This window comes from Spirosoma sp. (assembly GCF_026391055.1).
Classification (GTDB): domain Bacteria; phylum Bacteroidota; class Bacteroidia; order Cytophagales; family Spirosomataceae; genus Spirosoma.
In genome coordinates this window covers 373,931-390,990 of record NZ_JAPLET010000020.1, presented here as the reverse complement: position 1 = coordinate 390,990, position 17,060 = coordinate 373,931, and the positions used below count along the sequence as shown (strand labels likewise).

Annotated in this window: 16 protein-coding genes; 10 read left to right on the top strand and 6 right to left on the bottom strand. The window is 49.1% G+C overall.

Going from position 1 to position 17,060, the window contains the following annotated elements:
• Positions 1-337: 337 nt before the first annotated feature.
• Both NT073_RS14510 and NT073_RS14505 read right to left on the bottom strand, forming a co-directional pair.
• Complete coding sequence (locus NT073_RS14510) at positions 338-1,699, bottom strand: hypothetical protein (RefSeq protein ID WP_297374731.1); 1,362 nt, start codon at positions 1,697-1,699, stop codon at positions 338-340.
• A gap of 214 nt (positions 1,700-1,913) precedes the next feature.
• On the bottom strand, positions 1,914-2,273 hold the full coding sequence (locus NT073_RS14505; protein ID WP_297374728.1) for a helix-turn-helix domain-containing protein: 360 nt from the start codon (positions 2,271-2,273) through the stop codon (positions 1,914-1,916).
• A gap of 126 nt (positions 2,274-2,399) precedes the next feature.
• Here NT073_RS14505 and NT073_RS14500 point away from each other — a divergent pair, with 126 nt between their 5' ends.
• From NT073_RS14500 to NT073_RS14470, 7 genes are all read left to right on the top strand, one after another.
• The gene (locus tag NT073_RS14500; RefSeq protein ID WP_297374724.1) at positions 2,400-3,188 is read left to right on the top strand and encodes an SDR family oxidoreductase; all 789 of its coding nucleotides are present in this window, start codon (positions 2,400-2,402) and stop codon (positions 3,186-3,188) included.
• Positions 3,189-3,247: 59 nt separating this feature from the next.
• The gene (locus tag NT073_RS14495) at positions 3,248-3,574 is read left to right on the top strand and encodes a nuclear transport factor 2 family protein (RefSeq protein ID WP_366107312.1); all 327 of its coding nucleotides are present in this window, start codon (positions 3,248-3,250) and stop codon (positions 3,572-3,574) included.
• An 84-nt stretch (positions 3,575-3,658) separates the two neighbouring features.
• A complete protein-coding gene (locus NT073_RS14490; RefSeq protein WP_297374721.1) occupies positions 3,659-4,609 on the top strand; it encodes a hypothetical protein in 951 nt (316 codons plus the stop codon).
• A gap of 316 nt (positions 4,610-4,925) precedes the next feature.
• Positions 4,926-5,648: a cytochrome c biogenesis protein CcsA gene (ccsA, locus tag NT073_RS14485; RefSeq protein ID WP_297374718.1), complete on the top strand. Its 723-nt coding sequence runs from the start codon at positions 4,926-4,928 to the stop codon at positions 5,646-5,648.
• Between the two features lie 10 nt (positions 5,649-5,658).
• Entirely contained in the window at positions 5,659-5,805 is a 147-nt protein-coding gene (locus tag NT073_RS14480; RefSeq protein ID WP_297374716.1) for a CcmD family protein, read from the top strand.
• Between the two features lie 331 nt (positions 5,806-6,136).
• Positions 6,137-6,517 (top strand): GNAT family N-acetyltransferase, encoded by a 381-nt coding sequence (locus NT073_RS14475; protein ID WP_297374714.1) that lies wholly within the window; start codon positions 6,137-6,139, stop codon positions 6,515-6,517.
• A 579-nt stretch (positions 6,518-7,096) separates the two neighbouring features.
• Complete coding sequence (locus NT073_RS14470) at positions 7,097-7,753, top strand: hypothetical protein (RefSeq protein ID WP_297374712.1); 657 nt, start codon at positions 7,097-7,099, stop codon at positions 7,751-7,753.
• 481 nt (positions 7,754-8,234) lie between these two features.
• On the opposite strand, the gene NT073_RS14465 is transcribed toward NT073_RS14470, so the two are convergent.
• Both NT073_RS14465 and NT073_RS14460 read right to left on the bottom strand, forming a co-directional pair.
• Entirely contained in the window at positions 8,235-10,484 is a 2,250-nt protein-coding gene (locus NT073_RS14465) for a DUF2309 domain-containing protein (RefSeq protein WP_297374710.1), read from the bottom strand.
• 16 nt (positions 10,485-10,500) lie between these two features.
• On the bottom strand, positions 10,501-11,844 hold the full coding sequence (locus NT073_RS14460) for a proton-conducting transporter membrane subunit (protein ID WP_297374708.1): 1,344 nt from the start codon (positions 11,842-11,844) through the stop codon (positions 10,501-10,503).
• 104 nt (positions 11,845-11,948) lie between these two features.
• Between NT073_RS14460 and NT073_RS14455 the strand changes: the two genes are divergently transcribed.
• Positions 11,949-12,791, top strand: coding sequence for a LysR substrate-binding domain-containing protein (locus NT073_RS14455; RefSeq protein WP_297374706.1), 843 nt, complete (start codon positions 11,949-11,951; stop codon positions 12,789-12,791).
• A 933-nt stretch (positions 12,792-13,724) separates the two neighbouring features.
• Here the strand turns inward: NT073_RS14455 and NT073_RS14450 are convergent.
• Positions 13,725-14,633, bottom strand: a complete 909-nt coding sequence (locus NT073_RS14450; protein ID WP_297374704.1) for a DUF808 domain-containing protein — start codon at positions 14,631-14,633, stop codon at positions 13,725-13,727.
• Positions 14,634-15,031: 398 nt separating this feature from the next.
• Here NT073_RS14450 and NT073_RS14445 point away from each other — a divergent pair, with 398 nt between their 5' ends.
• Together NT073_RS14445 and NT073_RS14440 are read left to right on the top strand one after the other, a co-directional pair.
• Positions 15,032-15,193, top strand: coding sequence for a hypothetical protein (locus NT073_RS14445; RefSeq protein WP_297374702.1), 162 nt, complete (start codon positions 15,032-15,034; stop codon positions 15,191-15,193).
• Between the two features lie 55 nt (positions 15,194-15,248).
• Positions 15,249-15,677: a hypothetical protein gene (locus NT073_RS14440; protein ID WP_297374701.1), complete on the top strand. Its 429-nt coding sequence runs from the start codon at positions 15,249-15,251 to the stop codon at positions 15,675-15,677.
• A 31-nt stretch (positions 15,678-15,708) separates the two neighbouring features.
• Here NT073_RS14440 and NT073_RS14435 read toward each other — a convergent pair whose 3' ends face one another.
• The gene (locus tag NT073_RS14435) at positions 15,709-16,917 is read right to left on the bottom strand and encodes a hypothetical protein (protein WP_297374699.1); all 1,209 of its coding nucleotides are present in this window, start codon (positions 16,915-16,917) and stop codon (positions 15,709-15,711) included.
• Between the last annotated feature and the right edge of the window lie 143 nt (positions 16,918-17,060).

Sequence of the window (17,060 nt, the reverse complement as noted above, 5' to 3'; positions counted from 1 at the left end):
GCGATCCACTGGGGAACCTTTAGTGGCTTACAGACCCGTAGGTTCCCCAGTGGATCGCTCCGCTAGTAAAAGGTAGCTGATCACTTAAAATTGGCTCTAATTAAAGTGTATGCTACGGGTAGTAGATAGGTATTACAACAGGCGGTCACTTAAAATGCTCAAGCTAAGCAGTTGTATGAACGGTCCTTCGTCCCAAGCGGGAGCATTTTACGACACACTAACTTTTTGATATCTGTCAAACACAATCAGTCGCATATGTAAGTAGCCGCTCCTGTTCGATAGAAAACGGCTATCAGGGTGTACAGCAGATAAGGCTGGTTAAGTAAGGGCGGCAAGCTTAGGGTTCGGGTACGTACCAGAATGGAATCGCCACCAGTTCATCGGCTTCTTTTTTTCGGGGGTCTTGCAGGGCCACGCGGAGCAGGTTATGGCCTGTTTTAAGATTACCCGGTACCATTACCGTTTGCCAGCCGTGTTGCTCCTGAACCCCAGCTTTGGTGAACAGTAGATTAGGTTGAGTATAAGTCGAATCATTGACAGTAATGCGAATCAGCCTGTTGATCTGCTGGTTGCTCCAGATAGCACGCTGTTGCCGACGCGCTTGCCTCGACAGCGTATCGCTCCAGACTGGTTCGGGGACAACCTGCCGGAGCTTCGTATCAAGCGCTTTGGGATAGGCAATGAACAAGCGTAGGTAGGGTTCCCGAATCACGTCTGACTGGATGGAAGCCGTGCTAACAAACGCTCCCTCGGGGCGCTGGTTGTCATAGGCTGTCGGCTCGATGTAAAGACTATCGACACGAGCCGAGTAAAGATGTCGGCTGTTAAAAAGAGGCATCCGTCCACTGGTACGCGAGATATCGTTGGCGTATTCAAGGAAGAACACCCCAAAAAATACTATTATGAAAATCGCTGCCGTCTGAAGTAACTTGCCGGGCCGGATATTGGTATAAAACGTGTTTGTAACATAGGCCGAGTGTTTGTACATACCCAGCATCATCAGTCGCCCTACTTTCGTAAACTGGTAGTTGAGTTGAGTGCCCCTGGGTGTATCTTTTATCTTCTTCTGACTCAGTAATATAGAAGTTAGTAAGAACAAGGCCATCAGTATGCCTAAGGCAATTTTGACCCCAAACCAGACGTTGGGGGTCACATTGGGTTGAACCACTAAGTAGACCAGTAACCCCAGCAGGTAGAGTATGGCAACTACCACCAGCAGGAACACGAACTGAAAGGCAAGGGCAAACACGATGTTGCACCGTTTGTCGAGCCAGAGAATATAGCGGTCCAGCGGGCCAAATTCGTCGGCTAAGCGCTGCTGGGTATAAGGCGTAGAGAAGGGAATACGGTCGTAGTGGATGCCCGACGGAAAAACTGCCAGGAGACCTACCAGACCCACCCAAAACGCCCGCATCACAAAATTGGCCAGAAAAGCCGCAAACAAGACGTGACAAGTGGCCCGAATCAGACTATATACCATCGACGGCAACATGACCGTTGCACCCTCGGTTTGGGTCATGTAATTGTACCGGATGTAGCTAAACGCCGACTCCAGCAAATCGGGTAATTGCAGGATGGCGAACATGGCCACCCCGGAGATGGCTAATTCGAGGTTCCAGCTCTGAGTGGTTAACTCCCGGAGCTTGTCTTGCTCGTCGGGATTAAGTGGGGAAGCCGTCGATGGGTTGTTACCAGACATGAATGATCGTGTGTACTGATAATTATACGCTAAGTCGTAAAATCATCTTTATAGTAGCCAAAATACGAAAATGCCAAGCTAAATACTCATTAATACGTTGCTTCATTAAGCGCCCTATTTAAGATGCATATCCATGAACGCTCCTTCTTCTCAAGGGGATCGTTGTAGGAGACGCTGGTTTTTACTAACTATCTAACGCCACCAGTAGCATACGCTAAGGCTCCATATTCTTTGCAATAAGCTTACGCAGGCGCTCCTCATGCTGGTCACCCCATTGGCCGATCGCACCAATGATAGGAATGAGAGATTGGCCAAAATCAGTGAGATAGTATTCAACTTTCGGCGGAAGTACCGGATAAATCACCTTACCCACCAGCTCGTGACTTTCCAGTTCCTTCAACTGCACATTCAGTACTCGGCGGGATGCGCCCGGAATTTTTCGTTGTAGCTCGCTGGGACGTTGAAAGCCCTGGTGGATAAACCACAAAAGACGCATCTTCCATTTTCCATACAGCACTTCCCCGATCAGGTCCAGACCACACAGCAAGTCGGGCATCGTCTTTCGTTCGTACATACGGCAAATATAATCACAGGCTTCGCCCGCTTCAATAGGGATAAATTTATCTCTATCTGAATCGTAAGTCCGTACTTGTCAGCCCCTGCCGTACTACCGAATTTTGCCTTAAAAACGAGCTACAGTATGGACTTCAATTTTGAAAACGAACTAACCGGTAAGATCACGCTGGTAACGGGAGGCACGAAAGGGGCGGGCAAGGCAATCGCCGATAGACTGTTGAAAGCAGGAGCCACCGTGATCATAACCGCCAGAAACAAGCCAGAAGAGCCAGTCGATCGTATCCATTTCATCGCGGCTGATCTGAGCAAACCGGCAGGAACTCAGCAGGTAGTCGATCAAATACTCCACCAGTTTGGCCATCTGGATATCCTGGTCAATAATATGGGGGGTTCAGAAACGCCAGGCGGTGGATTTGCCGTGCTGTCCGACAACGACTGGGAAGCAACCATTCAAACGAATCTGTTGGCCCCTGTGCGGCTGGATCGTGGTTTCTTACCCGGTATGGTCGAACGCGGTGAAGGCGTGATTATCCACATCGCGTCCACTCAGGCAACACTACCGCTATACGATTCGACGCTCCCTTACGCGGCAGCAAAAGCAGGGCTGGTCAATTATAGCAAAAGCCTTTCCAACGAAGTTAGCCCGAAGGGCGTCCGCGTGCTTACTGTTTCGCCCGGGTGGATTATGACCACGGCTTCCAGCCGAATGATGGAACGTATTGCCAACAGCTCAGGCGGTACAGTTGAACAGGCTTATCAGGGAGTAATGGAAGCAATCGGTGGTATTCCATTCGGCAGACCCGCCAGGCCTGAGGAAGTGGCAGAACTGGTCGGTTTCCTGGTTTCGCCCAGGGCCTCTTACCTCACCGGGACCGAATATGTGATCGACGGAGGAACAATTCCTACGATTTAGAATAGGCATGGTCACCCATTCCTAAAAATAACCTCAGGTAATTAAATTAAAACCGGACAATGATTCAACTACCAGCCAGTATCGAAGGGTTTGTGCAGGCACAAAACAAACAGGACAGCACTAGATTTTCGCAATACTTTACGGCCAACGCCACCGTTTCCGACGAGAGACATACTTATTCCGGTCGGGCCGAAATCGAAAAATGGATACAGCAGGCGACCGAAACGTATCAAATGCAGGCCAAACCGATTGATTACCAGCAATCGGGTGCATCGACCATACTGACACTAGAAGTAACGGGAACATTTCCAGGAAGCCCAGTGGTGATGCACTATCACCTGGAGCTGGACGATTCATTGATCCGCTCTTTACGCATCACCGGGTAAACGGCCAAGCATGAGATTCACAGGAATGCACGTATTTTGGCCGTTCCTGCGAATCCATTCGCTATCAAACCAGACTTTTTTGACATGATCGCCAAACGTCGACTGCCCTTCCTCTTTTTCGCTTGGCTAGTTCTGCTTTTCTCAACCGATGGGTTGGCCCAGAAACAGGGGCCCATTGAGACAAGTGCTTCTTTTCAACGCATTCAAAGAGCGCCTGAGAGCGTCTTTACCCTCTTCCGCCAGGCTGGAATGCAGCCCGTTAACCGAACGTTGACACCGGTACAAAAAGAAAAGGTACGGCATGCTTTTGAGCGGTTACCGCCGGTGCATCAACGCATATTAAACCGACATTTGCAAAGCATCAGCTTTATGGACAATATGCCCAACACGGCCTTAACCTCATTACTCGACTCCGATGGCGGGACGAATAGGTTCAATATCACATTTCGGGCGAGCTTGCTGGAGGAGACGATCTCGGAATGGGCAAGCGGAAAGGAAAATACCTGTTTTGAGCCGACCGCGAATACGACGTACAGAGTACGCGTCGAAGGGGGCAACCTTGATGCTATCGTGTATGTGCTCATGCATGAGGCAACGCACATCGTCGACGCCGTCATGAACATCACCCCACACCCGGCCGAAACACAGTCGGTGGTTGAACCGACCCCCTTCACGAAAGGACTCTGGCACAAGATGAACGTACCCGACGATAAATACTTGGATACGCTGCTGGAAAAGACCCGTTTCCGAAGTGGTAAGCTGATGCCGATCCGCCAGGCACCAGCCGTTTACCAAACGCTTTCGAAGACACCATTCCCGTCCTTATATGCGATGGCGGCCTGGTCGGAGGATATTGCTGAGCTGGCTACAATCTATCACCTCACCAGCCAGTTAAACCAGCCATTTTATGTGGTCGTCACCAAAGACCAGGTCGAGTTGGTCCGGTTTGAGCCCATGAAGAGTAAGCTGGTTAAACAGCGCTTCAAGCAGCTTATGATATTCTACACCAACGAAAAGTCGAGTAGTGTTCGCTAAAGTGGCCCTAAGCCCTATTTCTTCTTCGGAGTCAGCAGCCGACCCAGCTTCGGAGAAAAATGAACCTGTCGCTTAGCCATTTATCCATTCTTCCTCGCCGTTTCTCCGGTTTTGCACTTTCTTTTAAAAAGGCTCCCCTTTGAGACGCAGAAGCACTAATATACCTGCTGCCTAAATTTGGTGTTTCACAAAATAGTAAACTTGCAAGAATTTGGCGAGCATAGTGTCAGATGCAAGTCAAAAATAAGGTAAAAAGCCACCTCCCGCAGTAGGAAACACTTTCTTAGCACTCTGTTATATACTTACTATTTGTATTATGCTTAAACATTGGTGGAAAGCCTTAACCATTCTCATTCTGGCCTATGTCTTCATAGCGGGTCTGATGAGCCCAGTGCCCAAATTACCCATTTTACACGAAGCCATCCGCAATACATTCTTCCATCCTCCTCTTTGGATCGCCATGATGACCTTGTTGTTAGCATCGGCCATTTTCTCGATCCGTTATTTAAGAAAGGGAAAGCTAGATGATGACTTAATCTCGGTGGAGTTGGCCAATACCGCCCTTTTATTCGGGGTGTTAGGCTGTATTACTGGGTCGGTTTGGGCTTATTTCGCTTGGGGTGATTTGTGGCCCAATGATCCGAAAACCAATGGAGTAGCCGTTGGCATGCTGTTGTATCTAGCCTATTTTGTGTTACGTGGGTCAGTGGATGATGAGATGCGTCGTGCCAGAATATCCGCTGTTTATAACATCTTTGCCTTTGCTGTTTTTATTCCGCTGATCTTAATCCTACCCCGATTGACAGATTCGTTACATCCTGGTAATGGAGGTAATCCAGGGTTTAACCAATACGATGCCGATAATTCAATAAAGCGTATTATCAGACCCGCCTTTGTGGGCTTCACTTTACTTGGTTTTTGGATTACTCAGCTTCGGGTCAGATTACGTCGGTTGGAAACGCTGTTCGATGAGCAGGACGACCTGAACAAAGCATCGACTAAGCAGTCATCCGATTTACAAAATATGCCAGACTTATAAATAACCTTTTATGGATCAGTTAACGGAATTATTACGCCAGGATGGTAAGATATGGGTGGTTGTAGCGGTGATGGGTATTGTCCTATTAGGCTGGTTAGTGTATCTGGTTGGGATTGGTCACCGAGTCAGCAAAATTAAGAGACGAGCTTATAGATAGTGTTTCTCAAAAAATGCTCCTATTAAAACGTAAAAGTGTTTATATAGCTACGTCTTGAACTGGCTAATACAAAAAACCACGTCTTTGGCAGGAGTCAATCAACTAAATCCAGGAGTTTCAATATATTGGACGTTGGTTTATATAAAACCGATTATACAACCCGTTTCATCAATGATTATCCGCAAAGAAACGGCTAAAGGCCTCCCCCATCTAACCGCATTGTATCAAGATGCGGCCCACATCAGTCAAGGGATCGATCGCCCGAACGGAAGGCAACGTGTCAGAACAATACATAACTAACTTGTACCAGCATATTAGCTGACAAGGTCTGATGCTGGTCAGTATTGACGCTCACACTAACGAGCTGATTGCTGAAATGCACGCGTCAAAGTATGGCCTGCGCATCTTCGAGCACATCCTGACTAGCCTGACAATCGTGGTCAAACCTAGCTATCAGGGCCATGGGGTTGGCAAAGCGCTAATCACCGCCTTCTTGAGCGAAGTGTATGAGAACTGGCCCGAAGTAGGCCGAATAGGGTTGGAGTCGTGCTCAATGAGTCAGCAGTCGATTGGTCTCTATAAAAGTTTGGGGTTCGTTCAGGAAGGCCGTATGGTCAATAAAACCAGGAATGCAGATAGTCGCTACGAAGACAGTCTACTCTTTGCGCGTACAAGGCCTAACTTTTCCTTCACTTTGCAAGTCAGCAGCTAGTAGTTCGTACACGGGTGTAGGCTCCGAATGAAGTCAGACTCGCTTTAAAAGGTACACCTCAAATAAGGCTCCCCAGTGAGAGGAACTGAACTAGCAGTTATATGTGATTAAAAAACCGGGCGATTAATTGGGCGGTTTATTGCAGTACCGGTTAACCACTATTCGTAGCATACGGCCCACTTCCTGCTGACGATATATAGCCCCTCAGATTAAACAATAAGTGCGTATGTTAATTTATACTTTTGTGGCGACTTCAACGTTCAGGGAATAAATCCTTAATCAGCTTGGCTACAGCACATGCCGCCCAATACTGTCCCTTGGTGTGTCTCCCGCTGACTACTTAGGCACAACTTCAGAAGCCTTACGCAAAACAAATCCGTTTTCCTTACTCAGCACATACGGCCTTATATGAGTATTTCACCATGGTTTTTACGAATCAATGGACTCGTTGCTTGTTGCCTGGTTTCTTTCTCGACCTGTTGGGGCCAGTATTATGCGCCCGATTCTCTCCTAAATCAGTACAAAACTCACCCCGCCTACTATTACCTTAAACCTGCATTTGGATTACACTGGTCCAATATGACCAAACAGGGAGACAACGGCTTTGCAAATGCGGATCCTTTCAATTTACGTAATTCACGATACGGTCTGCTTGTTGGTTATCATATCGGACAAGTGACTGTCGAAAGTGGAGCCATTACTCTACCAATTTATACCGGGTATCGATTTGTGGTTGATCCCAGTTTCGTTATAGGTAGTGGTACTAAAGTCACTTACTGGCAGTTCCCATTAAATATCCAGTACACCCTTTGGCGTCCTGCCAAACAATTGAACTTGAATGCCCTGGCAGGCATGGCGGTCAACACAGAGTTAGGGGAAAGCCTCCTATCGCCCACTTACCAAACTATCGCTACCAGGACGAGTCCAGGTGGTAGTCAGACGACTACTCGCTCTATCATCACTACTCTGTATAGAAAAAGTTTTCTTTCCACAAGCTTGGGCGTTAGCCTAAACTATCAGCTAGCCAGACTACTCGATGTTAATGTGCAGGTAAATCGCCTATTCAGCAGTAAGGATATTGTGAGTCGATCAGCCCAACTTCAGCAGAGTGGGAATTCATCTTTGTACAATGTTATGACAAAAGCTGGAGCTGGTGGGTTAAGCGTATTATTGGGGGTAACCTATCGATTTAAAACAATAAAATATTACAGGTTGCGAGATGATCAAGTCTACTAAACTTTACTTCGAAGTAAGTTGCGTATGTCACTAACTAAATTCGACAGTACTAAAAATCAAGGTCTCGCAAAAACGCTCCTGCATGAGCCGAGGTAATAGTCAACTATTTACTGGGTGTAAAGGACGCTTTTCTGAACGCTCAATCCGAATTGTGACTCGTGGCGCATGTTTTAATACCTGTTAACTACAATCCGCCAGATACGCATAGGCAGTACTTTGACAAGGTAAACAGATAATGGCGCTTAGCTGAATCAACGTGATCATGGATGATAAACGAGGCAGGTCGCTGTGACAGCCTGAATTAGGTTGTCGCAGCGACCTGCTTTCTTGGTCCTGATCGGATCGTTTTTCTCTTTTTTTAACCCTGGCTTCCCTCCAGAATTAGTACTAAATAGACTTACCTAAAGGGAAACTAAGGCAATCGATTTCGCATGCCAAGTAGTGAGAATCAGTCAGGCTTTTGGGTAAACAGATGGGCATTTCACGCTATCTTCTCCCACAGCAAGTCACGGGATAGCACATACGTTTGGCGACCGTTTGGCTCGATACAAGCCAATTGCACCCATCCATTTCCGAACAATTTTTGTAATACCGGTTGCGCTTGAATGATAGCATCCAGCAGCGGGCGGGGGGCATAGACAACCGTCAGTAAGCGCTGGGGCTGATGATAGGCAAGCTCGTCACTGGCGTAGACCGATTGCAAAGGTAAACCCGTCATCAGGTCACTACCATTTCCCTGCATGATGCCGATCTTGCCGGTGATATTCTGCGTTATTTTGCTCCCCCCGCCAAAAGCCACATTGTCCAGCGTAGAAAATAGGTACTGCGTATTGATCCACTCAGCGACGACCATAGGGGCCGTTAGAATCGTGGTGAGCGACGAGCCCGCTGGGTCTTGTGTATAATCGTATGAGTGCAGAAAAGAGCGACCTTGTAGATTAAGGGCTGAAGTCAGCTCACGCGGGCCGACAATAAAGGCCGCGTTACGCGCCAGTCCCCACTCGGGACGAACCTGAGCCCAGTCCTGCGACCGCAGCCAGGTTTGCTGAGCCCCACCGCTATGATCCGCGTTTTTTTGCATCTGCTTGAGCCGCTCAAGGCTGTTGGCCTGCCGCGCTTTGGCCAGATCCTGCGTCAATTTTTTACTCGCTTCGGATGCGTCATCGCCATAGAGGGTAACTTCATCCGTAGTCGTATTATGCTCAGCCGCGATAAACCGGGTGGTATCGGGTATCGCAATCCCTTGCTGACCGAGATAGGTTCTGACCTCCGCTTTATTCAGAATGCCCGCCAGAATACGGGCGTTTGGGGCTCCATGTCGTCCACCACAGGCTCCGCAGTCAAGCGCCGTTGCATAGGCGTTGTTCTGGGTCGTGCTGCCATGGCCGCAGAAAACAACCAGTGGCGCAAAATGATGGGTTAGCCCCATTACCCGCAACGCCCCTTCGGCATAAGCGCACTGATCGGCCAGCGGAAGTGTATCCAGCGATGAGACTACCGGCATCGGTTTCCGGATCGACTGGCCCACGCTGTGCTTGAGCCGGGATGCCAGGCCGGGTGTTAGGCTGCGTAATCCCATCCAGATGCCACTAGCCAGCCCCATACTTTCAACCAGCGCAAAGGGCGTCGTGAAACTATATTTCAGGGATTGATAGAGTTGCTTGAGCTTCTTCTGACGACCATAGGCCGTGCGATCCTGGGCGGCCTCGGCGGGGCTACAGCAAGGCGATTCGTGAACTGTATGTTTAGGCGCAAGGAGCACCGGACAGGAGGCATGCGTTTCGCCCGTTACGGTATCGGTGATCTGAACCGGGACACCAAAGAAACCCGCAAAGCCCAGCGTCTGGTAGTCACCCGTAGCTTCCAGGGCGCGTCGAAAGGGCTCCGATCGAACATCGATGCAGAAGACAAGTTGAGCGTCGGGCGTGCGGGATTCGGTCAGCGGCTGGGCGGCTAGTTGCTGAAGCAGTGGCATACGATACGTGTCTTCGGCCTGCTGTATGTTCGCCAGCACGTCCGATTTTGACCGAGCCTGTTCCACAGCCCCCTGATGCCAGCTCAACAACGCCTTCGCGTCCGGCCAAAGCAACTGGGTAATGATGAGCCGCATCGCCAGGTAGTCGATCTGGGTTACCGGATGGCGATGGTTGGCATCGAGTCCCGCCCAGTCGGTACGGTACCGGATGTAGGCTGCCCAGCCCGGCAGCGTTGTGAGCAGCAGGGTTAGGAGTTGCTGGTGTTCGGAAGGGGCAATTCCTGTGTGCCGCAGGTATAACTGTATGGCCTCCGCCGGATTTTCGGGCAGGGTGGTCAACCATTCCTGTTTTTGCTCATCGTTCTCATGTAAGCAGGTATCATGCCCGACAAGCTGTCGCCAGGCAGCATATAACCCTTCCTGGCGCAGGGGCATGGGTAGGGTTGCTTGACCATCGTCAAAATAAGCCTGTAACCATTTGATGGTTTGACGATTGATGGCTTCCATTGGCTCTGGTAAAGAAGCCTGCTGGAAATAGGCGCTGCCCAGGGGCAGGGCTTCCTCGAAAGGTAAATCCTCGAAGCCCTGCAGCGGATTGACCGCAATCAGATTTTTTAGGGGCCAGAAAGGCGCTATTAGTTTGAAGCTTTTCGCAACCAGACCAGCTATGTGGGCAGTGCTTAGGGCTTCGGATGGGTTTAAAAGCTGATAGTCTTCTTCGATTAAAACGGCTGTATCCATGACGGTTGTATGCATGATTGGAAGGATGGGCTTATTGATATTGATACTGGTTACGGTGTGTGGTGATGGTGTCAGGATGTGGCTGGCTCGCATTGAGCGCTGTCACGTAACCTTTCAGCATCCAGTCGGGCGACGAGGCTGCTTTCTCGGGTGTTCGTATGAATAGTCGGGACAGCCAGGCCAGTGTCAGGGCCAGTAGACCCGTCAGATGAAAACCATTCAGGGGTTGCGGCTGCATCAACGCCATTGGCGCCATAAACCAGGTAATCAGTTGTACGCTTCCGCCATAAACTATCCCAAAAAGACCCGTACCGATCAGGGCTAGAGGCAGGCTTCGCAGCGGTTTCGACTGGAGCAATGGCAGGGCGAATTGACTGGCCGTCAGGGAAGCCACGACGATTAAGACAAGTGTCGTGTCCCCGGCCAACCAGGCTTTACCACTCGAAACGGCGAAGCTGAAACTACCGGCTAGCCCACACAGAAGGGCGCAGATAAAGGCAATCGGACTGGGTAGATAGTTCTGATCAACCCGTTTTTCCTTGGCGGCACTGCCACTGGACAGGAACAAATATGCTTTGAACATGCCATGCCAAACCAAATGAGCAACCGCAGCCGGGAACAGCCCCAGTCCGCATTGCACGAACATAAAGCCCATTTGTCCCATTGTGGAACAGGCCAGCATCCGTTTTACATCCGGTTGAATAAGCTTCCATAGGGTGCCCAGCAACGCGGTACAAAAGCCAATGACGACTACTACATTCAGCAGGGACGGACTTTGCAGATACAGGGGGGCAAACCGGGCGAGTAAAAAACCTCCTCCGTTGATCAGACCGGCGTGCATGATGGCCGAAACGGGCGTTGGCGAATTGAGTGAGCTAATCAGCCAGCGGTGAAAGGGCCAGATGGCTGATTGGGTCATGGCACCGATCAGCAGGAGACCCAGTGCCAGTAAGGTGGTTGACGAAAGCGCAGGCTGGTGAATCATGGTCTGGATACTTGTTTCTCCGGTTGCCGTATAAAATAGTACGAAGGCACTCGCTACACATATGGCTCCCCCGACGAAGTTTTTTGTAGCCAGCAGTCCGGCGGATCTAGCGGCTTTCCAGCTAGTTTTATAGATCATCAAGCGAACCAGCAGCGCGTTACTCAGGCACCAGGCCATTAGCAAGAGAAACAGATGATCCGCACTGACCATTATCATGACCGAACCAATTAGCACCGCAAGCCGAACAAAAAATTGTCGGTATTGCGTATCCCCTTTCAGATACCGGTAAGCAAAGCTGCCAACACATACCCCAATGAAGACAACCAGTGCCATCATGGTCATGGACAGCCTGTCCAGATGAAATAGTTTGTCAGGTAAAAATAAAGTCATTTGATAGTCTCCTTATAAGTTATCTTTGTTTTGACGCTCAAATGTATTAGCTTTCCTAATATTAGAAAAACTCGAAATTCTAATACTTTACATTAGAAATTCTTATGAATATAGATACCATCGCCTTACAGTGTTTTATAGCCGTTGCTGAAACGGGAAGTTTCACCAGAGCAGCCGAGCGAGTAAGCCGCACCCAGTCAGCTATTAGTCAGCAGATAACCAAGCTGGAGTACTTACTGGGCAAGTCGTTGCTGGTGCGGGGCAAAGCCTTTACGCTAACTCCCGAAGGAGAAATTTTCCTGGGCTATGCGCGTCGAATTTTTGCGCTTCATCGCGAAGCCCTCGATCGGTTCAAAGAACCTGATCTTGAAGGAGAAGTTCGATTTGGGCTTCCCGAGAATTTCGCCAGCGTGTATTTATCCGACGTGCTGGCCGATTTTTCCCGTATACATCCACGAATCCTGCTCAATATCGAATGCGATCTGACCCTCAATCTATTCGATCGCTTCAAGCAGAACGAGTTTGATCTGGTACTGGTGAAAATGAACCGGCCGGAAGACTTTCCCAATGGGTTGGACGTATGGTCGGAGCCACTCAAATGGGTAGGTGATGCAAGTTTGATAGACCCGAAAACACCTGTTCCGTTAGTGCTGGCTCCGCAACCGTGCGTCTATCGCGCATCGGCTATTCAGTCCCTACAGCAGGCTGGTCGTGCCTGGCGGCTTGTGTTTTCCAGTCCCAGTTATACGGGGGCCGTTGCGGCTGTGCGGGCGGGTATGGGCATTTCAGTGATGCCTCAGACGATGATCCCTGATGATTTACAAGCCTTGGATGCGGGCGGGCTACCTAATTTAGCCGATACGCATGTATCATTGATCAAACACACGGCAAGTAACCCTGCCATCAATACGCTGGAGAAATTTGTCCTTCACAAATTGAAACATTAAAGGGAGGTGACAGGAATCTCTGTTTTGCGTATGTCAGTGATTCGATTGGACAGATATTAGAATGATAGTCAGCTAGTGTAAAACGAAATTTCTCACAAAAGGCTCCTATTTGAGACGAAGAAGCATGGATTTGCTTCAAAATGTGGGCGTTTAATTAGAAGGCCTATTTCAATGCATATCAAGTGGCCAGCAACGGCTGACAGTAGCCACTTCGGTCAAATTTACAGCTTACGCCAATTACGGATGAATACTTAGTCGATATGTATTTTGATAGTAGGTGAAACTTCTACGGTCTCGTTGCTCCCCTCTCTAGCCGCGATACCACTTATACTAGTATGGCTGAGGCAACCCATAACCCCTTCGACAACCTAAACAAAAGCGAGTCAAGAGATTATTATTTACAACTTCCCAATCTCCTGTTTGAGACGAGAAGTCTGTAAGTTTGCTTCAACAAAGGCAGGTTTTGCTGCTATGACCCCGTTACGTAGCGGGTTTTGTGATAACAATGTATGGCTCACTTAAGTATATAATAAGACAACACTACGTTAGTTGTCGAGGAGCCTGCAACTCCATAGGAGCCATGGCCAATGAGTCTATCAAAGTCAACTAAACTCATGTCCTCGTCTAAATCCTGACCAGCCAAGGGGTCCAAAGGGAAACATTCATCTTCATTCATAGCCGAAGAGTAAAAAGCGTAATCTTCCAGCTATGGCTACTAATGAGTTACCGATTTACATCAATCTTAAAAGCACACACTTCCCCCAAATCATGGAAAAGCACCCGATCCCCGTCGGCCTCCTCTAGTAGACTTGGCCATTCGGCAGGCGTCCTTTCAGGTATACCCTGCAAGTGACGCTCACCTGCGTATTATTTTTCGCTTAGGATATCCAGTGGTCCGCCCCAGCGGCTCAAACAGTATCATACGCTGGGTTATCAAAAGACCCTCCTGACCAACACAACAAGCTTCTCAATGATAAACCCTATAATAAGCCCGGCAACTCCACAAGCCAGGGCTTTGGCAAACCAGGCTACTACCGGTATTGAGGATAAACTCTGTTCTAAATCATGTAGTAAATGAGCGGTAAACGGTATGCCATGTGCAATAATTTCGGCACCTACCCAAAGCATGGCCGCTGTACCGACATACCCCAGCCAGCTCAAAAAATGAGGCATAAATTTTACTATACTACGGCCTACTTTCTGAGTAGTAAGCGGGTATTTATCGCTAGCCAGGTGTAGCCCTATATCATCGGCTTTAACAATCAAGCCAACAAACCCATAAACCGCCACCGTAATAAAAACGGCCACCGCCACCATTACCACAATCTGGTTTACAATCGCCTGGCCGGTTACCTGACTATAAGAAATGGCCATTATTTCGGCTGACAAAATAATATCTGTGCGAACTGCACTACCTACTCGTTGCTTCTCTAGTTCTTCGGGGGTAATCTCTTTTAGCTGCTCACGTTTGGTGGTCTTATCGTGGTGGCTAAACAGAGAATGAACCTTTTCGTAGCCCTCAAAACATAAGTAAGCACCACCTACCATTAAAATAGGCGTAATAGCCCAAGGGGCAAAATAGCCGAGCAACAAGGCTGCCGGACTTAATAACAGGAGCTTATTGATCAGCGATTTTTTAGCAATTTGATAAATAATAGCAAGCTCCCGCGATGGGTCCAGCCCCACCACATATTTGGGTGTAACGGCCGTATCATCAATGACAATGCCCGCCACTTTTCCGGTCGTTTTCACTACTTGAGTAGGTACATCATCTAAACTGGCGGCACTGGCTTTTACCAAAGCCGAGATATCATCTAATAAAGCAAAGAGTCCTGAAGGCATCGTTAAAAGGTTGGCTACTTATACAATTACTGAAGAGGGTACATTGTCAAAACCTTGCATTTTTAGAGTCCCTACTCATTTCCAGTAACCTCTACGGTAGTTTAACCGGCTTACCGGGCGAAAGTTGGCAACGAATTGCTAATTCACAACTGTTTTCCAACACCAATTTATAGAATGATAAATTGGTTTACCCAACTTTGACGCATCTGCTATAAATAGTACCGCGGTGGAGATGGGCAGACCCGGGCCACCACGGTCTGCCGACGCGGCACCGACTGCTGGCCACTTGTCAGTTAGTAAAACAAGCCGTTCAATTAAGCAACCTTTTTATAAAGCAAACATTTAAATCCTCTTATGTCTCACTTTGAGGAGCGTATGTTGAGAATACTCTTTTTATAATGGCTGTCTGTTGTTTTTACCTGCTCATAGGACTTGGCCTGATTACGAATCAACTCCGGCGCATAGAAGCCTGGGGCGTAGCTATGCTGGTCGCTCTATTGGTACTACATCTGGTGCTACCAATAAATATGCCCGCCTTGTATAAGTCGCTTACCGGCTGAATCGAATTTTTAAATCAGGGGCTCCTGTTCTTTGCCAGGATTCTTTTTTTATAAAATGCACAACAGCCGCGTAACGGCCCGCCGGGTGTTCCTTTTGGCTGTATGCGTAGGGCTACAGGGCATGCTTCAGCAGAACGGACACACGTTTCGTTCCATCTCTGCTGGACAACATGCCGGTATGCTGATAGGCTTTGTTGGCGTATTCTCTCTGTTTATAGCCGGACGTATGCAATGGATCGTCCACCCGCTTACCCTGTTTCTGGGCTGTATCTCCTACTCATTTTACCTCCTTCACCATTATTTGGGTAAACACGTCCTATTGCCCTGGATGGATAGCTTGGGTGTACCGTATGGCACGGCTCGTTTAAAGGCTATTCTGTTTTGTGTTATAATTGCCACTATCTTTCGTGTTTATATCGAGACACCTTCCAATACATACATACGTAACTGGTACAAGGCCCATAAACCCGTTGTGATTACCTAAGTACGCCCACTTACCCGTCTGAGCCATTTCGTTATCGTGGATAGATGATTTTGAAGCGGCCTGTGATACTCACCAGCGTGGGCAGCACCATTGGTCCTTTTTTCTCAAGGAGTGGTGCATCAACAACGGTGTACGTTCCCTCTATCACATCGGGCGTAACGCGCTGCACGTCGACCTGCCATTTTGTGCTCGCACTCGCCAGCCGATTGGTTTGTATGCGCCAGTAGCCCCCGCTCCCCTGGTCGTTGGTGAACGAGAGGTTGACCTGATCGCCCGTGTAGCTGCCCACGCCCCGGAAGGCAGGCCAGGTTATTCCGACTTGCTTCCAGCCCGTGGCCGCCCAGATTGTATTGAGCGTACACTCAAGGAAGGTTTGCCCGGCAGGCTGTTGCGCTTGATAAAGTGAACTCAGCTGACCGGTAAAACCCTCGGTTTTGCCCCCGTAGCTGACATCGCTGACAGGCGTCGTGAGCTGGCTTTGGTTGATTCGCACCCGCGTCGTTGTCGGGGAAGAGGGCGAGTTTCCCGATCGGGGAAGGTATCCCCAAGCTTCAATCATCCGGTCGACATTGGTGTAGTCCCAGAAGGGATCTCCCTCCGACTGGTTGTGCACACTGCTGTTTTCATCCACGATATTCTTGATTCGCATCGTGATGCGCTCCGGAACGGCCCCGGGCTTACTGAGGGTAAAGAGCAACTCGATATCAATGTAATCGGGGGTGATGGTTGTAATCCGAACCTGTTCGTCGGGCGTGGTTAAATCAATGATATCCCGACCCGACTGGCCCTCCGGAATCCGGATGAAGGGCGTGGCGATATAGGGATCAATCTTGCCTTCCCCACTATCGGCAGCTGCGTTGTAGATACGGTAGTTGCGTCCGGCCTCAATGGGTCCGTTCAGGTAGAGACTGATGTTATACTGATCACTGTAGACCTGAACACTTAACACCGAAGCGGCCAGATTCCGGCTATTATAACCGGCGCGGGCCTGCACCGGAAAGGCTTTGTCGGGCCCGAAGGCAATTGGCTGCCCGTCGATAGTACCGGTAATGGTACCAGTAATGTCTTCCCGCGAGCTGGTGCGGATACCCGGATGGCCCGTAAACAGATAGGAATCAGTTCGGTTAACGACTGGAGTGGTGAGGGGAGTCACCTCCTGACTCTGATCGGGAGATTGGCAGGCCGCTAACATAAGGGAAAGCAGCGCACCGAGGCAGGCATTCTGAAAAGATAGTCGCATAGCAGTTAGTCGATTAACGTTGTGTATTGATATATAATAACAGGAACGGATTGGATCACCGGTAGGTAATAAGCACCAGCATTTGCCCATCAAGGACACAGACACGCCAGCGGGCCGAGAGTGTTGCAGGTCAACGATTATTT